This window comes from Pseudomonas syringae (genome assembly GCF_023278085.1).
Lineage (GTDB): Bacteria > Pseudomonadota > Gammaproteobacteria > Pseudomonadales > Pseudomonadaceae > Aquipseudomonas > Aquipseudomonas syringae_Q.
Map to the genome: position 1 here is coordinate 1,099,306 of NZ_CP066265.1, position 17,985 is coordinate 1,117,290.

General features: G+C 58.8%; 16 protein-coding genes. 12 read left to right on the forward strand and 4 right to left on the reverse strand.

Features of this window, described 5'->3' with window-relative positions; genetic code table 11:
- Positions 1 to 19 precede the first annotated feature (19 nt).
- The 10 genes from I9H07_RS04965 (at position 20) to pdxJ (ending at position 9,755) form a co-directional block, all read left to right on the forward strand.
- Positions 20 to 610, forward strand: a complete 591-nt coding sequence (locus tag I9H07_RS04965; RefSeq protein WP_024674893.1) for an anti sigma-E factor RseA C-terminal domain-containing protein — start codon at positions 20 to 22, stop codon at positions 608 to 610.
- A gap of 8 nt (positions 611 to 618) precedes the next feature.
- Complete coding sequence (locus I9H07_RS04970) at positions 619 to 1,578, forward strand: MucB/RseB C-terminal domain-containing protein (protein ID WP_236424451.1); 960 nt, start codon at positions 619 to 621, stop codon at positions 1,576 to 1,578.
- 294 nt (positions 1,579 to 1,872) lie between these two features.
- Positions 1,873 to 3,291, forward strand: a complete 1,419-nt coding sequence (locus tag I9H07_RS04975; protein ID WP_235591755.1) for a DegQ family serine endoprotease — start codon at positions 1,873 to 1,875, stop codon at positions 3,289 to 3,291.
- 171 nt (positions 3,292 to 3,462) lie between these two features.
- Positions 3,463 to 5,259: a translation elongation factor 4 gene (lepA, locus tag I9H07_RS04980; RefSeq protein WP_236424453.1), complete on the forward strand. Its 1,797-nt coding sequence runs from the start codon at positions 3,463 to 3,465 to the stop codon at positions 5,257 to 5,259.
- A 9-nt stretch (positions 5,260 to 5,268) separates the two neighbouring features.
- Positions 5,269 to 6,123 (forward strand): signal peptidase I, encoded by an 855-nt coding sequence (lepB, locus tag I9H07_RS04985; RefSeq protein WP_024674889.1) that lies wholly within the window; start codon positions 5,269 to 5,271, stop codon positions 6,121 to 6,123.
- Positions 6,124 to 6,233: 110 nt separating this feature from the next.
- A complete protein-coding gene (locus I9H07_RS04990) occupies positions 6,234 to 6,611 on the forward strand; it encodes a DUF4845 domain-containing protein (RefSeq protein WP_024674888.1) in 378 nt (125 codons plus the stop codon).
- Positions 6,608 to 7,297, forward strand: coding sequence for a ribonuclease III (rnc, locus tag I9H07_RS04995; protein WP_007248792.1), 690 nt, complete (start codon positions 6,608 to 6,610; stop codon positions 7,295 to 7,297). The genes I9H07_RS04990 and rnc overlap by 4 nt, the downstream gene beginning before the upstream one ends.
- On the forward strand, positions 7,290 to 8,192 hold the full coding sequence (gene era / locus I9H07_RS05000; RefSeq protein ID WP_024674887.1) for a GTPase Era: 903 nt from the start codon (positions 7,290 to 7,292) through the stop codon (positions 8,190 to 8,192). The genes rnc and era overlap by 8 nt, the downstream gene beginning before the upstream one ends.
- 60 nt (positions 8,193 to 8,252) lie before the next feature.
- On the forward strand, positions 8,253 to 8,936 hold the full coding sequence (gene recO, locus I9H07_RS05005) for a DNA repair protein RecO (RefSeq protein WP_024645294.1): 684 nt from the start codon (positions 8,253 to 8,255) through the stop codon (positions 8,934 to 8,936).
- 78 nt (positions 8,937 to 9,014) lie between these two features.
- A complete protein-coding gene (gene pdxJ / locus I9H07_RS05010; RefSeq protein ID WP_017701263.1) occupies positions 9,015 to 9,755 on the forward strand; it encodes a pyridoxine 5'-phosphate synthase in 741 nt (246 codons plus the stop codon).
- A gap of 7 nt (positions 9,756 to 9,762) precedes the next feature.
- On the opposite strand, the gene cmoB is transcribed toward pdxJ, so the two are convergent.
- From cmoB to lon, 4 genes are all read right to left on the reverse strand, one after another.
- Positions 9,763 to 10,722: a tRNA 5-methoxyuridine(34)/uridine 5-oxyacetic acid(34) synthase CmoB gene (gene cmoB, locus I9H07_RS05015; RefSeq protein ID WP_236424455.1), complete on the reverse strand. Its 960-nt coding sequence runs from the start codon at positions 10,720 to 10,722 to the stop codon at positions 9,763 to 9,765.
- Entirely contained in the window at positions 10,719 to 11,462 is a 744-nt protein-coding gene (cmoA, locus tag I9H07_RS05020; protein WP_058391042.1) for a carboxy-S-adenosyl-L-methionine synthase CmoA, read from the reverse strand. Before cmoA ends, cmoB begins: the two co-directional genes overlap by 4 nt.
- A gap of 100 nt (positions 11,463 to 11,562) precedes the next feature.
- Complete coding sequence (locus I9H07_RS05025) at positions 11,563 to 11,955, reverse strand: protease inhibitor I42 family protein (RefSeq protein WP_024674884.1); 393 nt, start codon at positions 11,953 to 11,955, stop codon at positions 11,563 to 11,565.
- A gap of 407 nt (positions 11,956 to 12,362) precedes the next feature.
- On the reverse strand, positions 12,363 to 14,780 hold the full coding sequence (gene lon / locus I9H07_RS05030; protein WP_024675958.1) for an endopeptidase La: 2,418 nt from the start codon (positions 14,778 to 14,780) through the stop codon (positions 12,363 to 12,365).
- A gap of 179 nt (positions 14,781 to 14,959) precedes the next feature.
- Between lon and I9H07_RS05035 the strand changes: the two genes are divergently transcribed.
- Together I9H07_RS05035 and I9H07_RS05040 are read left to right on the forward strand one after the other, a co-directional pair.
- A complete protein-coding gene (locus I9H07_RS05035) occupies positions 14,960 to 15,634 on the forward strand; it encodes a methylamine utilization protein (protein ID WP_024675959.1) in 675 nt (224 codons plus the stop codon).
- A complete protein-coding gene (locus tag I9H07_RS05040; RefSeq protein ID WP_236424457.1) occupies positions 15,631 to 17,985 on the forward strand; it encodes a bifunctional diguanylate cyclase/phosphodiesterase in 2,355 nt (784 codons plus the stop codon). Before I9H07_RS05035 ends, I9H07_RS05040 begins: the two co-directional genes overlap by 4 nt.

Consider the following 17,985-nt stretch of genomic DNA (forward strand, 5'->3'; position numbering starts at 1 on the left):
CCCAAGAGAGGAACCCGCCATGAGTCGTGAAGCCCTGCAGGAATCGCTGTCCGCGGTGTTGGATAACGAAGCGGACGAACTGGAACTACGTCGGGTATTGAATGCCATTGACGATGCCGATACACGTGCCACCTGGTCGCGTTATCAAGTTGCTCGTGCAGCCATGCACAAAGAGTTGCTGCTCCCGCATCTGGACATCTCGGCTGCTGTATCTGCCGCGATCGCCGATGAAGTCAGCCCGCTCAAGGTAGCACGTGGTCCTTGGCGCACGCTGGGTCGCCTGGCCGTTGCAGCGTCGGTTACCGTAGCCGTTCTGGCCGGTGTCCGCCTGTACAACCAGGATGACATCACCAGTACGCAACTGGCACAGCAGACTCAACAGCCTGCCAACCTGACTGTTCCGCAAGTCAAAGGTCCGGCAGTATTGGCCGGCTACACTGAAAGTGCCGAGCAGGCACCCGGTCCTATGGCTAACGGTGTGTTGCAGGGTGCTGGTGAAGGCGATCAGCGTCTGCCCGGTTACCTGCGCCAGCATGCTCAGGAAGCTGCGTTGAAAGGTACTGAAAGTGCGCTGCCGTATGCGCGTGCTGCCAGCCTGGAAAACCGTTAAGGAGGATCATGCGAGCCGTCCCTCTACTGCCATTACTGCTTGGTGGATGGCTTGCCCTCCCGGTACAGGCTGACGATGCGCAAGACGCTATCAATCGTCTTGCCAAAGTCGATCTGTCACAGAGTTATCAAGGCACATTTGTATACGAACGCAATGGTAGTTTTTCTACCCATAAAATCTGGCACCGCATAGCGGATGGCAAGGTTCAGGAGCGTTTGTTGCAACTTGATGGTTCTGCTCAGGAAGTGTTACGTGTCGGCGGGCTCACCGAGTGCGTCAGCGGGACACTTGAAGCGGGTGTAGCCAATCCGGCTGTTTCTACTGCCCGTGCGTTCGATGTCAAAAGACTGTCCGCCTGGTACGACCTGAAAATTGTCGGCAAATCCAGAGTGGCCGGCCGCCAGACGACGATAGTTGCACTGTCGCCCAAGGATCAGCATCGATACGGCCTCGAACTTCATCTGGATAACGAAACCGGACTCTTGCTCAAATCGCTGTTGTTAAGTGAAAAGGGGCAATTGCTTGAGCGTTTCCAGTTTACCGATCTTGATACTGCCAGTGCCTTGTCCGATCAAGTGCTCAAGGCCAGCGCCGAGTGCAAGCCGGTTGCTGTCGTAAAAGCCAAGCCTGAAGTGTCCATAAGCCCCGTTGCATGGCGCTCGGACTGGCTGCCCCCTGGTTTTGAACTCAGTAGCAGTGGTGTCCGCAAGGATCCCGCTACACAGTCATCCGTTACCCGCTTGATGTACGGCGATGGTCTGGCGCGTTTCTCGGTGTTCATTGAAGCCGTTAAAGGCTCGTCTTCGTCAGATATCCGAACCCAGCTAGGGCCTACAGCGGCTGTTTCGCGCCGTCTCACCACGCCTCAGGGTGACATGATGGTGACGGTCGTCGGAGAAGTGCCTATGGGCACCGCCGAGCGTATTGCGTTATCCATGCGCAGTGATGACACTCCAGCAAAGCAATGAATATCTGAAGCGACGAATACCCGAGGTGTAGAAATTTTCATCTTGGGCTCAATGAGCCGCCAGACCGCAGTCAAACTGGCCTTGGGCGAGATGCTGAAATGTTTGGTGAGGTTTTCACGTTGCAAAACTCCTCTATTTTTTCTATAGGTCACAGCCTCGCAGCTCTGGCCTTTGTCGTCTGTGGGCCCTATATCTGACTCTGGAATGAGCATCGCTGCTCGGGATTCCTGAGACCGCTGCTCTGTACTGCTTAATTTGCTCGTTACAAACGGGAGCCGTATGTCGATACCACGTATGAAGTCTTATTTTTCGTTGATTGCCGCCGTGCTGATGCTCGGACAGGTCGCTACGGCCCAGGCCGAAAACCTGCCCGACTTTACCGGGCTGGTCGAACAGGCGTCGCCCGCTGTGGTGAACATCAGTACCCGCCAGAAATTGCCGGATCGGGCTGTCGCCAATCAGCAGATGCCGGATATGGAAGGCCTGCCGCCGATGCTCCGCGAATTTCTCGAGCGCAGCATGCCGCCGGGTTCGCGGGCTCCAGGCAAGGGCGATCGTCAGCGCGAGGCTCAGTCGCTGGGTTCGGGGTTCATCATCTCGCCTGACGGCTATGTTCTGACCAACAACCATGTAATCGACGGTGCCGACGAGATTCTGGTGCGCCTGTCCGATCGCAGCGAGTTGAAAGCCAAGCTGGTCGGCACTGATCCACGCACTGACGTCGCCGTTCTGAAGATCGAAGGCAAGGATCTTCCGACTGCCAAACTGGGCAACTCCAACACGCTCAAAGTAGGTGAGTGGGTGCTGGCGATAGGTTCGCCTTTCGGCTTCGATCACTCGGTGACCAAAGGTATTGTCAGCGCCAAGGGCCGCAGCCTGCCGAATGACACCTATGTGCCGTTCATTCAGACCGACGTGGCGATCAACCCGGGTAACTCGGGCGGTCCGCTGTTCAACATGGCGGGCGAAGTGGTCGGGATCAACTCGCAGATCTTCACTCGTTCCGGCGGTTTCATGGGGCTTTCGTTCGCGATTCCGATTGACGTCGCCATGGATGTTGCCAATCAGCTCAAGGCCAGCGGCAAGGTCAGCCGCGGCTGGCTGGGTGTGGTCATCCAGGAAGTGAACAAGGACCTGGCCGAGTCGTTTGGTCTGGACAAGCCAGCCGGTGCACTGGTTGCTCAGGTAATGGAAGACGGTCCGGCGGCCAAGGGTGGCTTGCAGGTCGGTGACGTGATTCTCAGCGCCAACGGCCAGCCAATCGTCATGTCGGCCGACCTGCCGCACTTGATCGGTAACCTAAAAGACGGCAGCAAGGCCGAGCTTGAAGTGATTCGCGATGGCAAGCGCCAGAAACTGACCGTCACCGTCGGCGCGCTGCCGGATGAAGGCCAGGAAATGGGCGATGTTTCAGGCGCAGGCGCTGAACGCAGCAGCAATCGTCTGGGGGTATCGGTGATTGAGCTGACCGCCGAGCAGAAAAAGACCCTGGACATCAAAGGTGGCGTGGCAATCAAGGAAGTCACCGGTGGTCCGGCGGCGCTGATCGGCCTGCAACCGGGTGACGTGATCACTCATTTGAACAATCAGGCGATCACCACCGGCAAGCAGTTCACCGAAGTGGCGAAAGGCCTGCCGAAGGATCGTTCTGTCTCGATGCGCGTTCTGCGTCAGGGCCGGGCGACTTTCATTACCTTCAAGCTGTCCGAGTAACGGGCTGATTTGACCGGGAAGGGTGGCTGCGGCCACCCTTTTTTGTAGGCGTCTGTTTACCCAGCACCGATCCGGATGCCTGTAAGCGTGACGCCTCTTGCTTAGTTCAGGTACAATTCCCGGCTATTTTTCGGCGGGCAATCTGCCTGCAACCTTTTTGAGTGTTGATCCGTGAGTGATTTGAGTCATATCCGCAATTTCTCCATCATCGCCCACATTGACCATGGCAAGTCGACGCTGGCCGATCGCTTCATTCAAATGTGCGGCGGCTTGTCCGAGCGCGAAATGGAAGCGCAGGTGCTTGACTCCATGGACCTCGAGCGCGAGCGCGGGATCACCATCAAGGCCCATAGCGTTACCCTGTATTACAAGGCCAAGGACGGTATCACCTACCAGCTGAACTTCATTGACACCCCCGGACACGTCGACTTCACCTATGAAGTCAGCCGTTCCCTGGCCGCGTGTGAAGGTGCATTGCTGGTGGTCGATGCCGGTCAGGGCGTAGAGGCCCAGTCGGTTGCCAACTGCTACACCGCCATCGAGCAGGGCCTTGAGGTCATGCCGGTACTGAACAAGATGGACTTGCCGCAGGCCGATCCGGACCGCGTCAAGGAAGAGATCGAGAAGATCATCGGCATTGATGCCACCGATGCCGTCGCGTGCAGTGCCAAGAGCGGCATGGGTGTCGACGAGGTCCTTGAGCGTCTGGTCGCGACCATCCCGCCACCGACGGGCGACATCGAAGCGCCCTTGCAAGCATTGATCATCGACTCATGGTTCGACAATTATCTGGGCGTCGTGTCGCTGGTGCGTGTACGCCATGGCCGCGTGCGCAAGGGCGACAAGATCCTCGTCAAGTCCACCGGCAAGCTGCATCTGGTCGACAGTGTGGGTGTGTTCAACCCCAAGCACACGGCGACCGTTGATCTGAAAGCCGGCGAAGTGGGCTTCATTATCGCGGGTATCAAGGACATTCACGGTGCCCCGGTCGGTGACACCCTGACCCTGAGCACGACCCCCGATGTGGACGTGCTGCCGGGCTTCAAGCGTATCCAGCCTCAGGTTTACGCAGGTCTGTTTCCGGTCAGCTCGGACGACTTCGAAGACTTCCGTGAAGCGCTGCAGAAACTCACGCTGAACGATTCGTCGCTGCAGTATTTGCCGGAAAGCTCCGACGCACTGGGCTTCGGCTTCCGTTGCGGCTTCCTCGGCATGCTCCACATGGAGATCATCCAGGAGCGACTGGAGCGCGAGTACAACCTCGACCTGATCACCACCGCGCCCACCGTAATCTTTGAATTGCTGCTGAAGACCGGTGAGACGATCTACGTCGACAACCCGTCCAAACTACCTGATCTGTCGGCCATCGAAGACATGCGCGAACCTATCGTTCGGGCAAACATTCTTGTGCCGCAGGAGCACCTTGGCAACGTCATCACCCTGTGCATCGAAAAGCGTGGCGTACAGCACGACATGCTGTTCCTCGGCACTCAGGTTCAGGTGAGCTACGATTTGCCAATGAACGAAGTGGTTCTGGACTTCTTCGATCGTCTCAAGTCTGTCAGCCGTGGTTATGCTTCGCTGGATTATCATTTTGATCGTTACCAGTCAGCCAACCTCGTCAAACTCGACGTGTTGATCAACGCCGAGAAGGTCGACGCCCTGGCGCTGATCGTTCACCGTGACAACGCCCACTACAAAGGGCGTGCGTTGACCGAGAAGATGAAAGAGCTGATTCCCCGGCAGATGTTCGACGTGGCAATTCAGGCGGCTATCGGCGGTCAGATTGTGGCGCGTACAACCGTCAAGGCGCTTAGAAAGAACGTATTGGCCAAATGCTACGGCGGTGACGTCAGCCGCAAGCGTAAATTGCTGGAGAAGCAAAAGGCCGGTAAGAAACGCATGAAGCAGGTCGGCAACGTGGAAATTCCACAGGAAGCCTTCCTTGCCGTGCTCAGGTTGGAATAGTCAGGTCCTATGTCACTAAATTTCCCGCTGTTGTTGGTCATCGCTGTGTTTGTCTGTGGCGTGCTCGCACTGATCGACCTGATTGTCCTGGCGCCTCGTCGCCGGGCTGCCATTTCGAACTATCAGGGCAGCGTCGGTGAACCTGACATTGCTGTCGTCGAGCGATTGAACAAGGAACCTTTGCTGGTTGAATACGGCAAATCGTTCTTCCCGGTGTTGTTTATCGTGCTGGTGCTTCGTTCGTTTCTGGTCGAGCCGTTCCAGATTCCATCGGGCTCCATGAAGCCGACGCTGGATGTAGGCGATTTCATTCTGGTCAACAAGTTCGCCTATGGCATCCGCCTGCCGGTCCTGGACCAGAAGGTGATCCAGATCGGTGACCCGCAACGTGGCGATGTGATGGTGTTCCGCTACCCCAGCGACCCGAGCGTCAACTACATCAAGCGTGTCGTCGGTCTGCCGGGTGATCGCATCCGCTATACCAGCGACAAGCGACTGTTCATCAACGGTGAGCTGGTTGCCAAGAAGCTGATCGGCTCCGAGCCGGGCACACTGGGCAGCGCGGAACTGTATGAAGAGCAACTGGGTGCAGTCGAGCACCAGATCCGTCAGGAAATGACCCGCTACCGTGCGCCGCCCGACAGTGAATGGACAGTACCTGCCGCTCACTACTTCATGATGGGCGACAATCGCGACAACTCCAATGACAGCCGCTACTGGGACGATCCCAACATCCCCAAAGACGAGCTGGGCATGGTTCCAGACAAGAACATCGTGGGCAAAGCCTTCGCGGTATGGATGAGCTGGCCAGAGCCGAAGCTCAGCCACTTCCCTAACTTTGCACGCGTTGGGTTGATCAAGTAATTGATGCGGCGCGGCCTTGGGCAGCGCCGTTTGTCATTTGGGCTGACGGGAAGCGCCTCGGAACGACGCGTCGGCCCGCTCGGGCAGGCTGCGCACTGTTGAGGTCGAACATGAAGTTCTCCACTTCTCAAAAAGGTTTTTCGCTCGTGGGATGGCTGCTGGTCCTGGCGTTGGTCGCCTTTGCGACCAGCACGGCCTTCAAGCTGGTCCCTCATTACCTCGACTACAGGACGATGACGACAATCATCGAAACGGTCGATACCAACAAGACCCTGGACATCACCACGGTCGACGAATTTTACAGTTACGTCGGTAAGAACATGCAGGTCAACAGCATTCGGGATATAGATTTGAACAAGGCGTTGAAAGTGACGGTGGAGAACAACGCGTTCAAAGCTCATTTGAATTATGAACAGCGTGAACCGTGGTTCCAGAACATCGATCTGGTATTGAAGTTCGACAAGCAATTCAGCGTGGGTAAACCGTGAGCGTATCCCTGAGCCGCCTGGAGCGTCAGCTCGGCTACACTTTCAAGGATCAGGAGCTGATGGTTCTGGCCCTGACTCATCGCAGTTTTGCGGGTCGCAACAACGAGCGTCTGGAATTCCTCGGTGATGCCATTCTCAACTTCGTGGCCGGCGAGGCGCTGTTCGAGCGTTTTCCGCAGGCCCGCGAAGGTCAGTTGTCACGCTTGCGGGCGCGGCTGGTGAAGGGTGAAACCCTGGCACTGCTGGCGCGCGGTTTCGATCTGGGCGAGTACCTGCGTCTCGGGTCCGGCGAGTTGAAAAGCGGCGGCTTCCGTCGTGAGTCCATTCTGGCTGACGCGCTTGAAGCGTTGATCGGGGCGATCTATCTCGATGCAGGCATGGAGGCAGCACGTGAACGTGTGCTGGCCTGGCTGACCACCGAGTTTGACAGCCTGACGCTGGTGGACACCAACAAGGACCCGAAAACCCGGCTGCAGGAATTCCTTCAGTCGCGCGCCTGCGATCTGCCGCGTTACGAAGTGGTGGATATTCAGGGCGAACCGCATTGCCGGACGTTTTTTGTCGAGTGCGAGATCAACCTTTTGAATGAAAAGAGTCGAGGACAGGGTGTCAGCCGCCGGATTGCCGAACAGGTAGCCGCAGCAGCAGCACTCATTGCCCTGGGCGTGGAGAACGGTCATGACTGATACAACCGCAACTCGCTGTGGCTATGTTGCCATCGTCGGCCGCCCTAACGTAGGCAAGTCCACGCTGCTCAACCATATTCTGGGTCAGAAGCTGGCGATTACCTCGCGCAAGCCGCAGACCACTCGTCATAACATGCTGGGCATCAAGACCGAGGGCGCCGTTCAGGCCGTCTATGTCGACACCCCCGGCATGCACAAGAATGGCGAAAAAGCGCTTAACCGCTACATGAACAAAACGGCGTCGGCCGCGTTGAAAGATGTCGACGTAGTGATCTTCGTGGTGGATCGTACCCGCTGGACCGACGAAGACCAGATGGTTCTGGAGCGTGTTCAATACGTGGAGGGTCCGGTGATTCTCGCGATCAACAAGACCGATCGCATCGAAGACAAGAGCGCCCTGATGCCGCATCTGGAGTGGCTGCAAGGCCAGCTGCCGAATGCCTCCATCATGCCGATCTCCGCGCAGCACGGGCACAACCTTGAAGCACTGGAAAGCCTGATCGCTTCCCATCTGCCCGAGAACGAGCACTTCTTCCCGGAAGATCAGATCACCGACCGCAGCAGCCGTTTCCTGGCTGCCGAACTGGTCCGCGAGAAGATCATGCGCCAGCTGGGTGCCGAGCTTCCGTACCAGATCACCGTCGAGATCGAAGAGTTTAAGCAACAAGGGCGCACGCTGCACATCCACGCGTTGATCCTCGTCGAACGTGATGGTCAGAAGAAGATCATCATTGGCGACAAGGGCGATCGCATCAAGCGTATCGGCAGTGATGCCCGCCGCGACATGGAGCTGCTGTTCGACTCCAAGGTCATGCTCAACCTGTGGGTCAAGGTCAAGGGTGGCTGGTCCGATGATGAGCGCGCGCTGCGTTCGCTTGGTTACGGCGACCTTTAAGCTGTCCTTTCGCCTGGCCCCTGTGCGGTCGGGCGAATCCTTTTCTTTCGAGCCCGCCTGATGAGCACGCCCACCGGCCAACCTGCTTATGTGCTTCACAGCCGTGCCTATCGCGAGAACAGCGCACTGGTCGACTTCCTCACGCCGCAAGGGCTTCTGCGGGCCGTGTTGCGCAGTGCCAAGGGCAAGGCCGGTTCGCTGGCGCGACCCTTCGTGCCGCTGGAAGTCGAGTTTCGCGGGCGTGGCGAACTGAAGAACGTCGGTCGCATGGAAAGCGCAGGTGTGGCCACCTGGATGACCGGTGAAGCGCTGTTCAGCGGCATGTACCTCAACGAACTGCTGATTCGCCTGCTGCCTGCCGAAGACCCGCACCCCGCTGTATTCGATCACTACGCTGCTACCTTGCTGGCGCTGGCCGCTGGCCGTCCGCTGGAGCCGCTGCTGCGCTCCTTCGAATGGCGACTGCTGGACGATCTGGGCTACGGTTTTGCCATGGACGCTGATATCAACGGCGAGCCGCTGGCAGCAGATGGCATGTACCGTCTGCAAGTGGATGCCGGGCTTGAGCGTGTCTACCTGTTACAACCCGGGTTGTTCCAGGGCGTCGAGCTGCTGGCCATGGCCGAGGCTGACTGGAGCATCCCTGGCGCACTGTCTGCTGCCAAGCGTCTGATGCGTCAGGCGCTGGCTGTGCATCTGGGCGGACGTCCGCTCGTCAGCCGAGAACTGTTTCGCAAGCCTTGATCAGGCTTTATCCTCTAGAGCCTGCTCGAACGGTCTCAAGTCGATCAAATCAGCCCGTCCATTTTTCTGGAGACAACCGTGACTCAAAGTACTCGCATCCTGCTCGGCGTGAACATCGACCACGTAGCCACCTTGCGTCAGGCTCGCGGCACGCGTTATCCGGACCCGGTGAAAGCCGCGCTGGACGCCGAAGAGGCGGGCGCCGATGGCATCACCGTTCACCTGCGTGAAGACCGACGACACATTCAGGAACGTGACGTCCTGCTGCTCAAGGATGTGCTGCAGACGCGCATGAATTTCGAGATGGGCGTCACCGAAGAAATGCTCGCCTTTGCCGAGCGCATCCGCCCGGCGCATATCTGCCTGGTGCCGGAAACGCGTCAGGAACTGACCACTGAAGGTGGTCTGGACGTTGCCGGACAGGAAGCACGTATCAAAGCGGCGGTTGAGCGACTGGCGAAGATCGGCTGTGAAGTCTCGCTGTTCATCGATGCCGACGAGCGTCAGATTGCGGCGTCAAAGCGTGTGGGTGCGCCAGCGATCGAACTGCACACCGGCCGTTATGCCGATGCCCAGACGCCGACCGAAGTGGCCGAAGAGCTGCAGCGGGTTGCCGATGGCGTAGCCTTTGGTCTCGCTCAGGGCCTGATCGTCAACGCCGGCCACGGTCTGCACTATCACAACGTCGAAGCGGTCGCGGCGATCAAGGGCATCAACGAACTGAACATCGGCCACGCGCTGGTGGCCCATGCATTGTTCGTTGGCTTCAAGGCGGCGGTGTCCGAAATGAAAGCGCTGATCGTCGCCGCTGCCAGGTAAGTCTCGGTCAGGGCTTACGCCCCACGATCACCGCACGCATGGGCGCTGGCAGGCCTTCGACCGTCTTGCTGTGATCGTTGGGGTCCAGATAATCGCCCAGTGACTGAAAGCGCATCCATTCAGTGCTGCGTTGTTCTTCGACCGTTGTGTGGCTGACGTCCACGCAACGCACGTCAGTAAAGCCTGCGCGGCGCATCCACAGCTCCAGCGCGGGCACTGAGGGCAGGAACCATACGTTGCGCATTTGCGCGTAACGGTCTTCCGGCACCAGCACCTGATGCACATCGCCCGGCACCACCAGGGTTTCCATCACCACTTCGCCACCTTTGACCAGGCAGTCTTTCAATGCCAGTAAATGGTCGATCGGCGATTTACGGTGATACAGCACGCCCATGGAAAACACCGTGTCGAAGCCTTCCAGGTTGGCCGGCAGGTCTTCAAGCGCGAAAGGCAGGTGCCAGGCGGGAAGGTCGGGCAGGTAGCGCTGCATAGCCTGGAACTGGCAGAAGAACAGCCAGTTAGGGTCGACGCCGATCACGCTGTCGGCACCGGCACCGAGCATGCGCCATTGGTAATAGCCGTTGCCGCACCCTACGTCCAGGACGCGTTTGCCCTTCAGATCGAGGTGTGGCGACACCCGCGACCACTTCCAGTCCGAGCGCCATTCAGTATCGATATGCACGCCGAACACGTTGAACGGACCTTTGCGCCATGGCGACAAACCGAGCAGCGCTTTGCGCAGCACGGTACGGGTTTCGCCGTCGCACTCGGTTTCCAGCGTAAAGCTGTCAGCCAGATCGACTGTTTCGGGTTGCAGGTCCGGCAAGGCATCCAGCGCACTTTGCCAGCGTTGCAGGTCACCGTGACCCTTGGTCATCTTGGTGTCGAGTTGTGCTTGCAGGCCGTTGGCCCACTCAGCCAGTGGGGTTCCCGCCAGACGACGGACAAGAGGCGCGAGATCAATCATGGCAGGGCAATCAACGAGGCAAAGTTAAGGCATTGGAACCAGGGCACGACGTTGGAGAAGCCTGCCGCCAGCAGACGCTGACGGTGTTCTTCAAGGCTGTCGGGTTTCATGACGTTTTCGATGGCGCTGCGTTTCTGGGAAATTTCCAGATCGCTGTAGCCGTTGGCGCGTTTGAAGGCAATGTGCAGATCAGTCAGCAGCGCCTGCTCCTGCTCATCGTTGAAACGCAGTTTTTCGGAAAGGATCAGCGCGCCGCCCGGCACCAATGCGTCACGAATGCGCCCAAGCAATGACAGGCGCTGGTCGGGAGCGATGAATTGCAGGGTGAAGTTCAACGCCACGACCGAGGCAGGCTTGAATTCCAGGGCCAGGATATCGCCCTCGATGACCTGCACCGGCAGCAGCTCCTGAAACATGGAGTTCTGCGCATTGAGGTATTCACGGCAGCGCTCGACCATTGCGCTGGAATTGTCTATCGCAATGACTTCACAGCCTTCGCCGCGTACATGGCGGCGCAAGGCCTGAGTGACGGCACCCAATGAACTGCCGAGGTCATACAGCACGGTGTGGGGCTGCGCGAACTGCGCGGCGAGCACACCGAGGTTTTCGACAATCGTCGGGTAGCCCGGCACCGAGCGTTTGATCATGTCCGGGAATACCCGAACCACGTCTTCATTGAAGGCGAAGTCAGGCACCTGAGCCAGGGGCTGGGCGAAAATGCGGTCGGGTTCTTTGCTCACGGCGGTTCCGGCGAAGGCTTTGAAAGGCGGGCATTCTAGCCAACTTGTCGCCGCGATGCATGGTGCAGCGTGTGCGGTCGGACCAGCCGCACCCAACGCCTCAGTTCACGGTGATCGCGCACTCGAACGTCTGGTCCGGCGGGACTTCCGGAGCCCAGGGTTGCTGATAGGTCATCATCAGCTTGCCGGTGCCAGCGTCGGTGGCCTTGTAGCGCCACACAGATTGCCCGCCGCTGCCGACCATCTCCTTGCTTTCGGCGTTGGCATACACCTCAGGCCCCAGACTGCGCAGGACACTCTGCGCGGGGTTTTGGGTCAGCCAGCGAAAGCCGGTTGTCGGGTTGCTGGGCAGCGTCAGAATCAGCGTCTGCCCGGACTTGAGTGTCAGCGGACAATCGCTTTGCGTGTCGATGGAAACAATATGCTTCGGCGTCTGAGCGCACGCCGTCAGCAGCGCAAGGCTCAACGGTGCAATAAAACGGGCAGGGGTCATGGCAAGTTCCGGTATTGCGAGACGAGGTCGAAGGATAACCGATCAAGGTTTTACGCGGGAGTGTGAGGAGCGAGGGGTGTCTGAAGGAACCCGACGAAGTCGGGCCGGAAACAGGAGCGAGGGGGTTTGCCTACTTTGGCCCCATCAAAGTAGGTCGCCGAGGGGCGAAAAGGGGGCTCGAGTCGAGCCTGAGTCTGTCTGATATCGCAGAACCGTGTGACGCGGAGCGTCACGAAATGCATTACCACGCGGAGCGTGGGAACGAGAAAAATGCATCGCCTGAACTACTGCCTTCGCGAACAAGTTCGCTCCTAAGGCCTTCGGCCAGAATCAAAAGCAGACTTTGTATAACGATGAGCGCTGGAGCGTGGCGCAGAATCCGCTTGGGATCTGCGCCATACCCACCTTTAAAACAACACCTTCACCACATCCGCAAAGCGCTTGGCGAAGTGGACGGTGATGCCTTCCTTGAGATAATCCGGCAGTTCCTCGAAATTGCCACGGTTCGGCTCTGGCAGGATCAGTTCGTGGATTTTCTGGCGACGGGCCGCAATGACCTTTTCGCGCACGCCACCGATAGGCAGCACATGGCCCGTCAGGGTCAGTTCGCCGGTCATGGCGACGCCTTTCTTGGGCGCCTGATTACGCGCCAGCGACAGCAAGGCACTGGCCATGGTCACGCCTGCGCTCGGACCGTCCTTAGGGGTTGCGCCCTCGGGAACGTGAACGTGCACGAACGCTTCGTCGAAGAACTTCGCATCGCCGCCAAACTTCGCCAGATTGGCACTGACGTAGCTATAAGCAATTTCTGCCGACTCCTTCATCACATCACCCAGTTGCCCGGTCAGCTTGAAGCCGCGGTTCAAGGTGTGAATACGCGTGGCTTCGATCGGCAGGGTGGCGCCGCCCATGCTGGTCCAGGCCAGACCGGTAATCACGCCAACCCCGGACAGCACCTGTTCGCTGCGGAACACCGGCATACCCAGCGACGCTTCGAGGTCTTTCGGCCCGATCTTGATCACTGAATCAGGCGCATCCAGCAGTTTCACGACAGCTTTGCGCACCAGTTTGCCGAGCTGTTTTTCCAGATGCCGTACACCGGCTTCCCGCGCATAGCCCTCTATGACGGCGCGCAGGGCGGTGTCACTGATGCTCAGCTTGTTCTTCGCCACGCCGGCTTTCGCCAATTGCTTGGGCCACAAGTGCCGCTTGGCAATCGCCAGTTTCTCTTCGGTGATATAGCCGGACAGGCGAATCACTTCCATCCGGTCGAGCAACGGACCGGGGATCGAGTCCAGGGTGTTGGCGGTGCACACGAACAGCACTTTCGACAGGTCCAGACGCAGGTCCAGATAATGATCAAGGAATTCGACGTTCTGTTCCGGGTCCAGGGTTTCCAGCAGCGCAGACGCAGGGTCGCCCTGGTAGCTCTGGCCCATCTTGTCGATTTCATCAAGCATGATCACCGGGTTCATGACTTCGACGTCTTTCAGCGCCTGCACCAGCTTGCCCGGCTGGGCACCGATGTAGGTCCGGCGATGGCCCTTGATCTCCGCCTCGTCACGCATACCACCCACGCTCAGACGATAGAACGGCCGACCCAGAGATTCGGCAATCGAGCGGCCGACGCTGGTCTTGCCCACGCCGGGCGGGCCCACCAGCAGCACGATCGAACCGCTGATTTCGCCTTTATAGGCACCCACGGCGAGGAATTCGAGAATCCGCGCCTTGATGTCATCCAGCCCGGCGTGGTGCTGATCGAGCACTTTGCGCGCGTGCTTGAGGTCCAGTTTGTCGGCACCATAGACGCCCCACGGCAAGGAGCTGGTCCAGTCCAGATAATTACGCGTCACCGCGTATTCGGGCGAGCCGGTTTCCAGCACCTTGAGCTTGCCGATTTCCTCGTCGAACTTTTTGCGCGCCTGTGGCGGCAAGGTCTTGCCTTCGAGGCGCTGCTCGAATTGTTCGATGTCCGCACTGCGATCGTCCTTGCTCAGCCCCAGCTCCTGCTGAATGACTTTGAGCTGCTCCTTGAGGAAGAACTGGCGCTGGTGCTCGCCGATCTTGCGATTCACCTCGGCAGAGATCTCTTTCTGCAGGCGCGCAACCTCGACTTCCTTGCGCAGCATGGGCAGGACTTTTTCCATGCGCTTGAGCATCGGCACGCAGTCGAGCACCTGTTGCAGCTCAACGCCGGTAGCAGACGTCAGGGCAGCCGCAAAATCGGTGAGCGGCGACGGGTCGTTGGGGCTGAAGCGATTGAGGTAATTCTTCAATTCCTCGCTGTACAGCGGGTTGAGTGGCAGCAGTTCCTTGATCGCATTGATCAGCGCCATGCCGTAGGCCTTCACCTCGTCGGTGGGCTCGTTGGGCTGCTGCGGGTACTCGACTTCAACCAGATAAGGCGGGCGATGGTGCTTGAGCCAGGTGCGAATACGCACACGGCTCAGGCCTTGGGCCACGAACTGCAAGCGGCCATTTTCACGACTGGCATGGTGAACCTTGACCAAAGTGCCATACTCGGGGAGCGCGGCTGTATCGAAGTGGCGAGGATCTTCCTGCGGCGTGTCCATGAAAAACAGCGCAAGCGAGTGATGATCGGACTTGCTGACCAGCTCCAGAGTCTCGGCCCACGGCTCTTCATTGACGATCACCGGTAACACTTGGGCGGGGAAAAAGGGGCGGTTGTGAATCGGAATGATGTAAACCTTGTCCGGCAGGTTCTGGCCGGGCAAGGCAAGCGAGGTGCTGTCGGAGCTCAGAGACACGTCGTGCTCGTCTGCGTCATCGGGCAAATCTGGCGAGTCTGTCTGCTGGTCGCTCATGGGGCACCTGAGAAGTTGAACATGGCTCTTAGATGGGGCAGTCACCCTCAGGTTTCAATAGTCTTGGTCGATAGTCTGTTAAGCGGTAGTAAAACCGCTATTCGTGACATGGAGGCAGTCAGCACTGAACCGTGCTGGCTTATTTGATTGCGGCGCTGCCGCTATGGGTTGAATCAGGTATGACCAACGTAGTTATTTCGGCATTGCTGGCTGGATTATGGATGGCATCGGCTGCGACAGCATCGGCTGCGACCTTTACCGCGCAAATGTTCGACAATCAGGGCAAGCCTCTTGCCGATGCCGTGGTCACCCTCAAAGGGCCTCCCGGAACTGCGCCGGTCGTACTCCAGGCGGCGATGGATCAGCGCGATCAGGAGTTTTCGCCCTACGTGCTGGCGGTCCACACCGGCACGCAGGTCAGGTTCCCCAACAGCGACAACATTCGCCATCAGGTGTATTCGTTTTCTCCAGCCAAGCGCTTTGAATTGCGCCTCTATGAAGGCACACCGTCGGCCCCGCTGCTGTTCGACAAGCCTGGCGTCGTGGTACTTGGCTGCAATATTCATGACTGGATGGTTGGCTACATCTACGTGACCGACGAGCCGTGGTTCGGCGTGACGGACAGCAATGGCCTGCTGAAACTCGATCAGCTGCCTGCCGGGCACTACGCCGCCACACTCTGGCACCCGCAGCTGGAAGACATGCAGCCGGTGTCTGGTGGCGAGTTCGATGTGCCCGTTGCAGGACTTGTTCAGCGCTTCAAACTGAATGTCGAACCGAAAGCCGAGGACAAACCTGCAAAACCTGCGTCGGACGGGTTTGGCGAAGCCTTTCACAAGGCCGCCCATGAATGAAGCTTAAAATCAGCTTTCAGGCGCGTATCGCCGGGGTTTTGATTGCCCTGTTGCTGATCGTCGTGTGTGCAGTCTTCCTGGCGGTCAAGGTCGCGACCGGGGATGCGGTGCGTACACAGGCGCAGGCGCAACTGGAAGTCGGTAGCCGGGTGTTTGAGCGCTTGATCGATCTGCGCGGCAAGCGCTTGCGTGACGGAGTGCAGTTGCTGGCTGCCGATTTCGGCTTTCGCGATGCGGTGGCCAGCGCAGACGCATCGACCATTCGATCCGTACTGCTGAACCACGGCAAACGGATCAACGCCAGTGAGATGTTCCTGCTGGGGATGGACGGTGTGGTGGTTGCCAGCACAGTCCCCGAAGTGCCTGAAGGCTCCCGATTCATTTATGACCAGGCGTTGCGCAATGCCAAGCGTGCCGGTCAGTCGGTGCTGATCATCCCCGGTGGTGGAACGCCGCATTTGCTGGTCGAAAGCACCGTGCTGGCGCCTTTGCCGATCGGTCGCGTGGTCATGGGGTTCGCCATTGACGGCGACATTGCCGAGGAACTGCGCTCGCTCAGCGGCCTGGAAGTGTCTTTTCTCACCGTGGAAAACGGTCAGTCGGGCAATTTGATCAGTACCCAGCCGCCCGCCCTGCACGAAGGGCTGGTCGAGCTGATGAGGAACTCCTCGGGTGGGCAGATGCGGGTCACCGAGCAGGCCAACCTGAACTTTCTCAGTCAGACCCTGATGCTTGCCAATACCGGCAACGCTGGCGACGGGCAAGTGATCGCGTTGCTGCAAAGCCCGCTCGACAAGGCTTTTCAGGCTTTTGCGCCGCTCGATGAAAAGATTTTCTGGATTTCCATGGCCGCCGTGCTGGCCTCATTGATCGGCACGCTGGCACTGGCGCGCAGCGTTTCGTTGCCGGTGCGGGCTTTGGCGATTGCCGCCAAGCGTATTGGCGACGGTGATTATGAAACCCCGGTAAACATGGCCCGTAACGACGAGTTGGGCATGCTCGCCGATGCGATCAACACCATGCAGCATGGCATCGCCGTGCGTGAAGGCCAGCTTGCGCACAACGCGCTGCATGACAACCTCACCGGCCTGCCCAACCGGGCGCTGGTCATGGAGCGTCTGGGCAGCTCGATTGCTGCCGAGCGTCCGGTTGCGCTGTTGTACCTGGGTATCAGCAACCTCGCGACAATCAGTGAAAGTGCGGGTGCCGAAGGGGTAGAGCAGCTGTTGCTTCAGGTGGGACAGCGCCTGCAAGGCATCTTGCGCGCCGGCGATACAGTCGCTCGGCTGACCGCTACCGAATTTCTGCTGCTGCTGGATAACACTACCAGCGACGGCGCTGTAGGCATGGGTGACGCGGTGCAACGTTTACTCGCCGGGCTGCCGCGCATCGATAATCTGGATCTGGCACTTGAATGCTGCGTTGGCATCACGGTGTACCCGGAACACGGTGGCTCTGCCCAGAAGCTGGTCAGCCGTGCGGCGATTGCCCGCAAAGACGCCACATTCCTGCCCGGCCGCCTGCAGATCTATGAGGACGGTCGCGACCTTGCCCACCAGCGCCAGATCAGCCTGATCCGTGACTTGCGCAAAGCCCCGCAGCGCGGCGAACTGACGCTGCATTACCAGCCCAAGCTGGATATCCGCCAAGGCTATGTGCGGCAGGCCGAAGCCTTGTTGCGCTGGACGCATCCGCAGTTCGGCAATGTCTCGCCTGCGGAATTCATTGTGCTGGCCGAGCGCACCGGCAGTATTCATCTGCTGACCGACTGGGTCATCGAAGAAGCGTTTCGGCAGTTGGCTGACTGGCGCCAGCGTGGGCTGGTGCTGCAGGTGTCGGTCAATATTTCCGCCGATGACTTGTTGAGCGGTGATCTGGCCGGGTATGCCATGCGCCTGATCAAGCAGTATGGCGTGCCTGCCGAGCAGTTGGTGTTTGAAATCACCGAAAGCGCCGTCATGAGCGAGCCGGAAAAAGCGTTGATCGTTCTGCACCGTCTGCGCGACTGCGGCATCAGTCTGTCAATCGATGACTTCGGCACCGGCTATTCGTCGCTGGCGCACTTGAAGCGACTGCCGGTGCAGGAATTGAAAATCGACCAGTCTTTCGTGCGCGATCTGGATGAAACCAGTGAAGACGCCGTGATCGTGCGTTCGACCATCGAAATGAGCCACAACCTCGGGCTCAAAGTCGTGGCCGAAGGCGTTGAATATCAACATAGCCTGGACCTGCTCCGCCGCTGGCACTGCGACACGGCACAGGGTTACCTGATCAGCCGTCCGTTGACGGCCACGGCCTTTGAAGCATGGATTGCCAGCTCTCAGGCGTCACCCGGCTTTATGGTGAACTAA

Excerpts from the sequence above, each read along its gene's own strand:
- I9H07_RS04990 (WP_024674888.1), top strand. The coding sequence starts at position 6,234 with ATGAAGTTCTCCACTTCTCAAAAAGGTTTTTCGCTCGTGGGATGGCTG.
- recO (WP_024645294.1), top strand. The coding sequence starts at position 8,253 with ATGAGCACGCCCACCGGCCAACCTGCTTATGTGCTTCACAGCCGTGCC.
- cmoB (WP_236424455.1), bottom strand. The coding sequence starts at position 10,722 with ATGATTGATCTCGCGCCTCTTGTCCGTCGTCTGGCGGGAACCCCACTG.
- I9H07_RS05035 (WP_024675959.1), top strand. The coding sequence starts at position 14,960 with ATGACCAACGTAGTTATTTCGGCATTGCTGGCTGGATTATGGATGGCA.
- I9H07_RS04975 (WP_235591755.1), top strand. The coding sequence starts at position 1,873 with ATGAAGTCTTATTTTTCGTTGATTGCCGCCGTGCTGATGCTCGGACAG.
- I9H07_RS05040 (WP_236424457.1), top strand. The coding sequence starts at position 15,631 with ATGAAGCTTAAAATCAGCTTTCAGGCGCGTATCGCCGGGGTTTTGATT.
- era (WP_024674887.1), top strand. The coding sequence starts at position 7,290 with ATGACTGATACAACCGCAACTCGCTGTGGCTATGTTGCCATCGTCGGC.
- I9H07_RS04965 (WP_024674893.1), top strand. The coding sequence starts at position 20 with ATGAGTCGTGAAGCCCTGCAGGAATCGCTGTCCGCGGTGTTGGATAAC.
- I9H07_RS05025 (WP_024674884.1), bottom strand. The coding sequence starts at position 11,955 with ATGACCCCTGCCCGTTTTATTGCACCGTTGAGCCTTGCGCTGCTGACG.
- lepB (WP_024674889.1), top strand. The coding sequence starts at position 5,269 with ATGTCACTAAATTTCCCGCTGTTGTTGGTCATCGCTGTGTTTGTCTGT.
- I9H07_RS04970 (WP_236424451.1), top strand. The coding sequence starts at position 619 with ATGCGAGCCGTCCCTCTACTGCCATTACTGCTTGGTGGATGGCTTGCC.
- lon (WP_024675958.1), bottom strand. The coding sequence starts at position 14,780 with ATGAGCGACCAGCAGACAGACTCGCCAGATTTGCCCGATGACGCAGAC.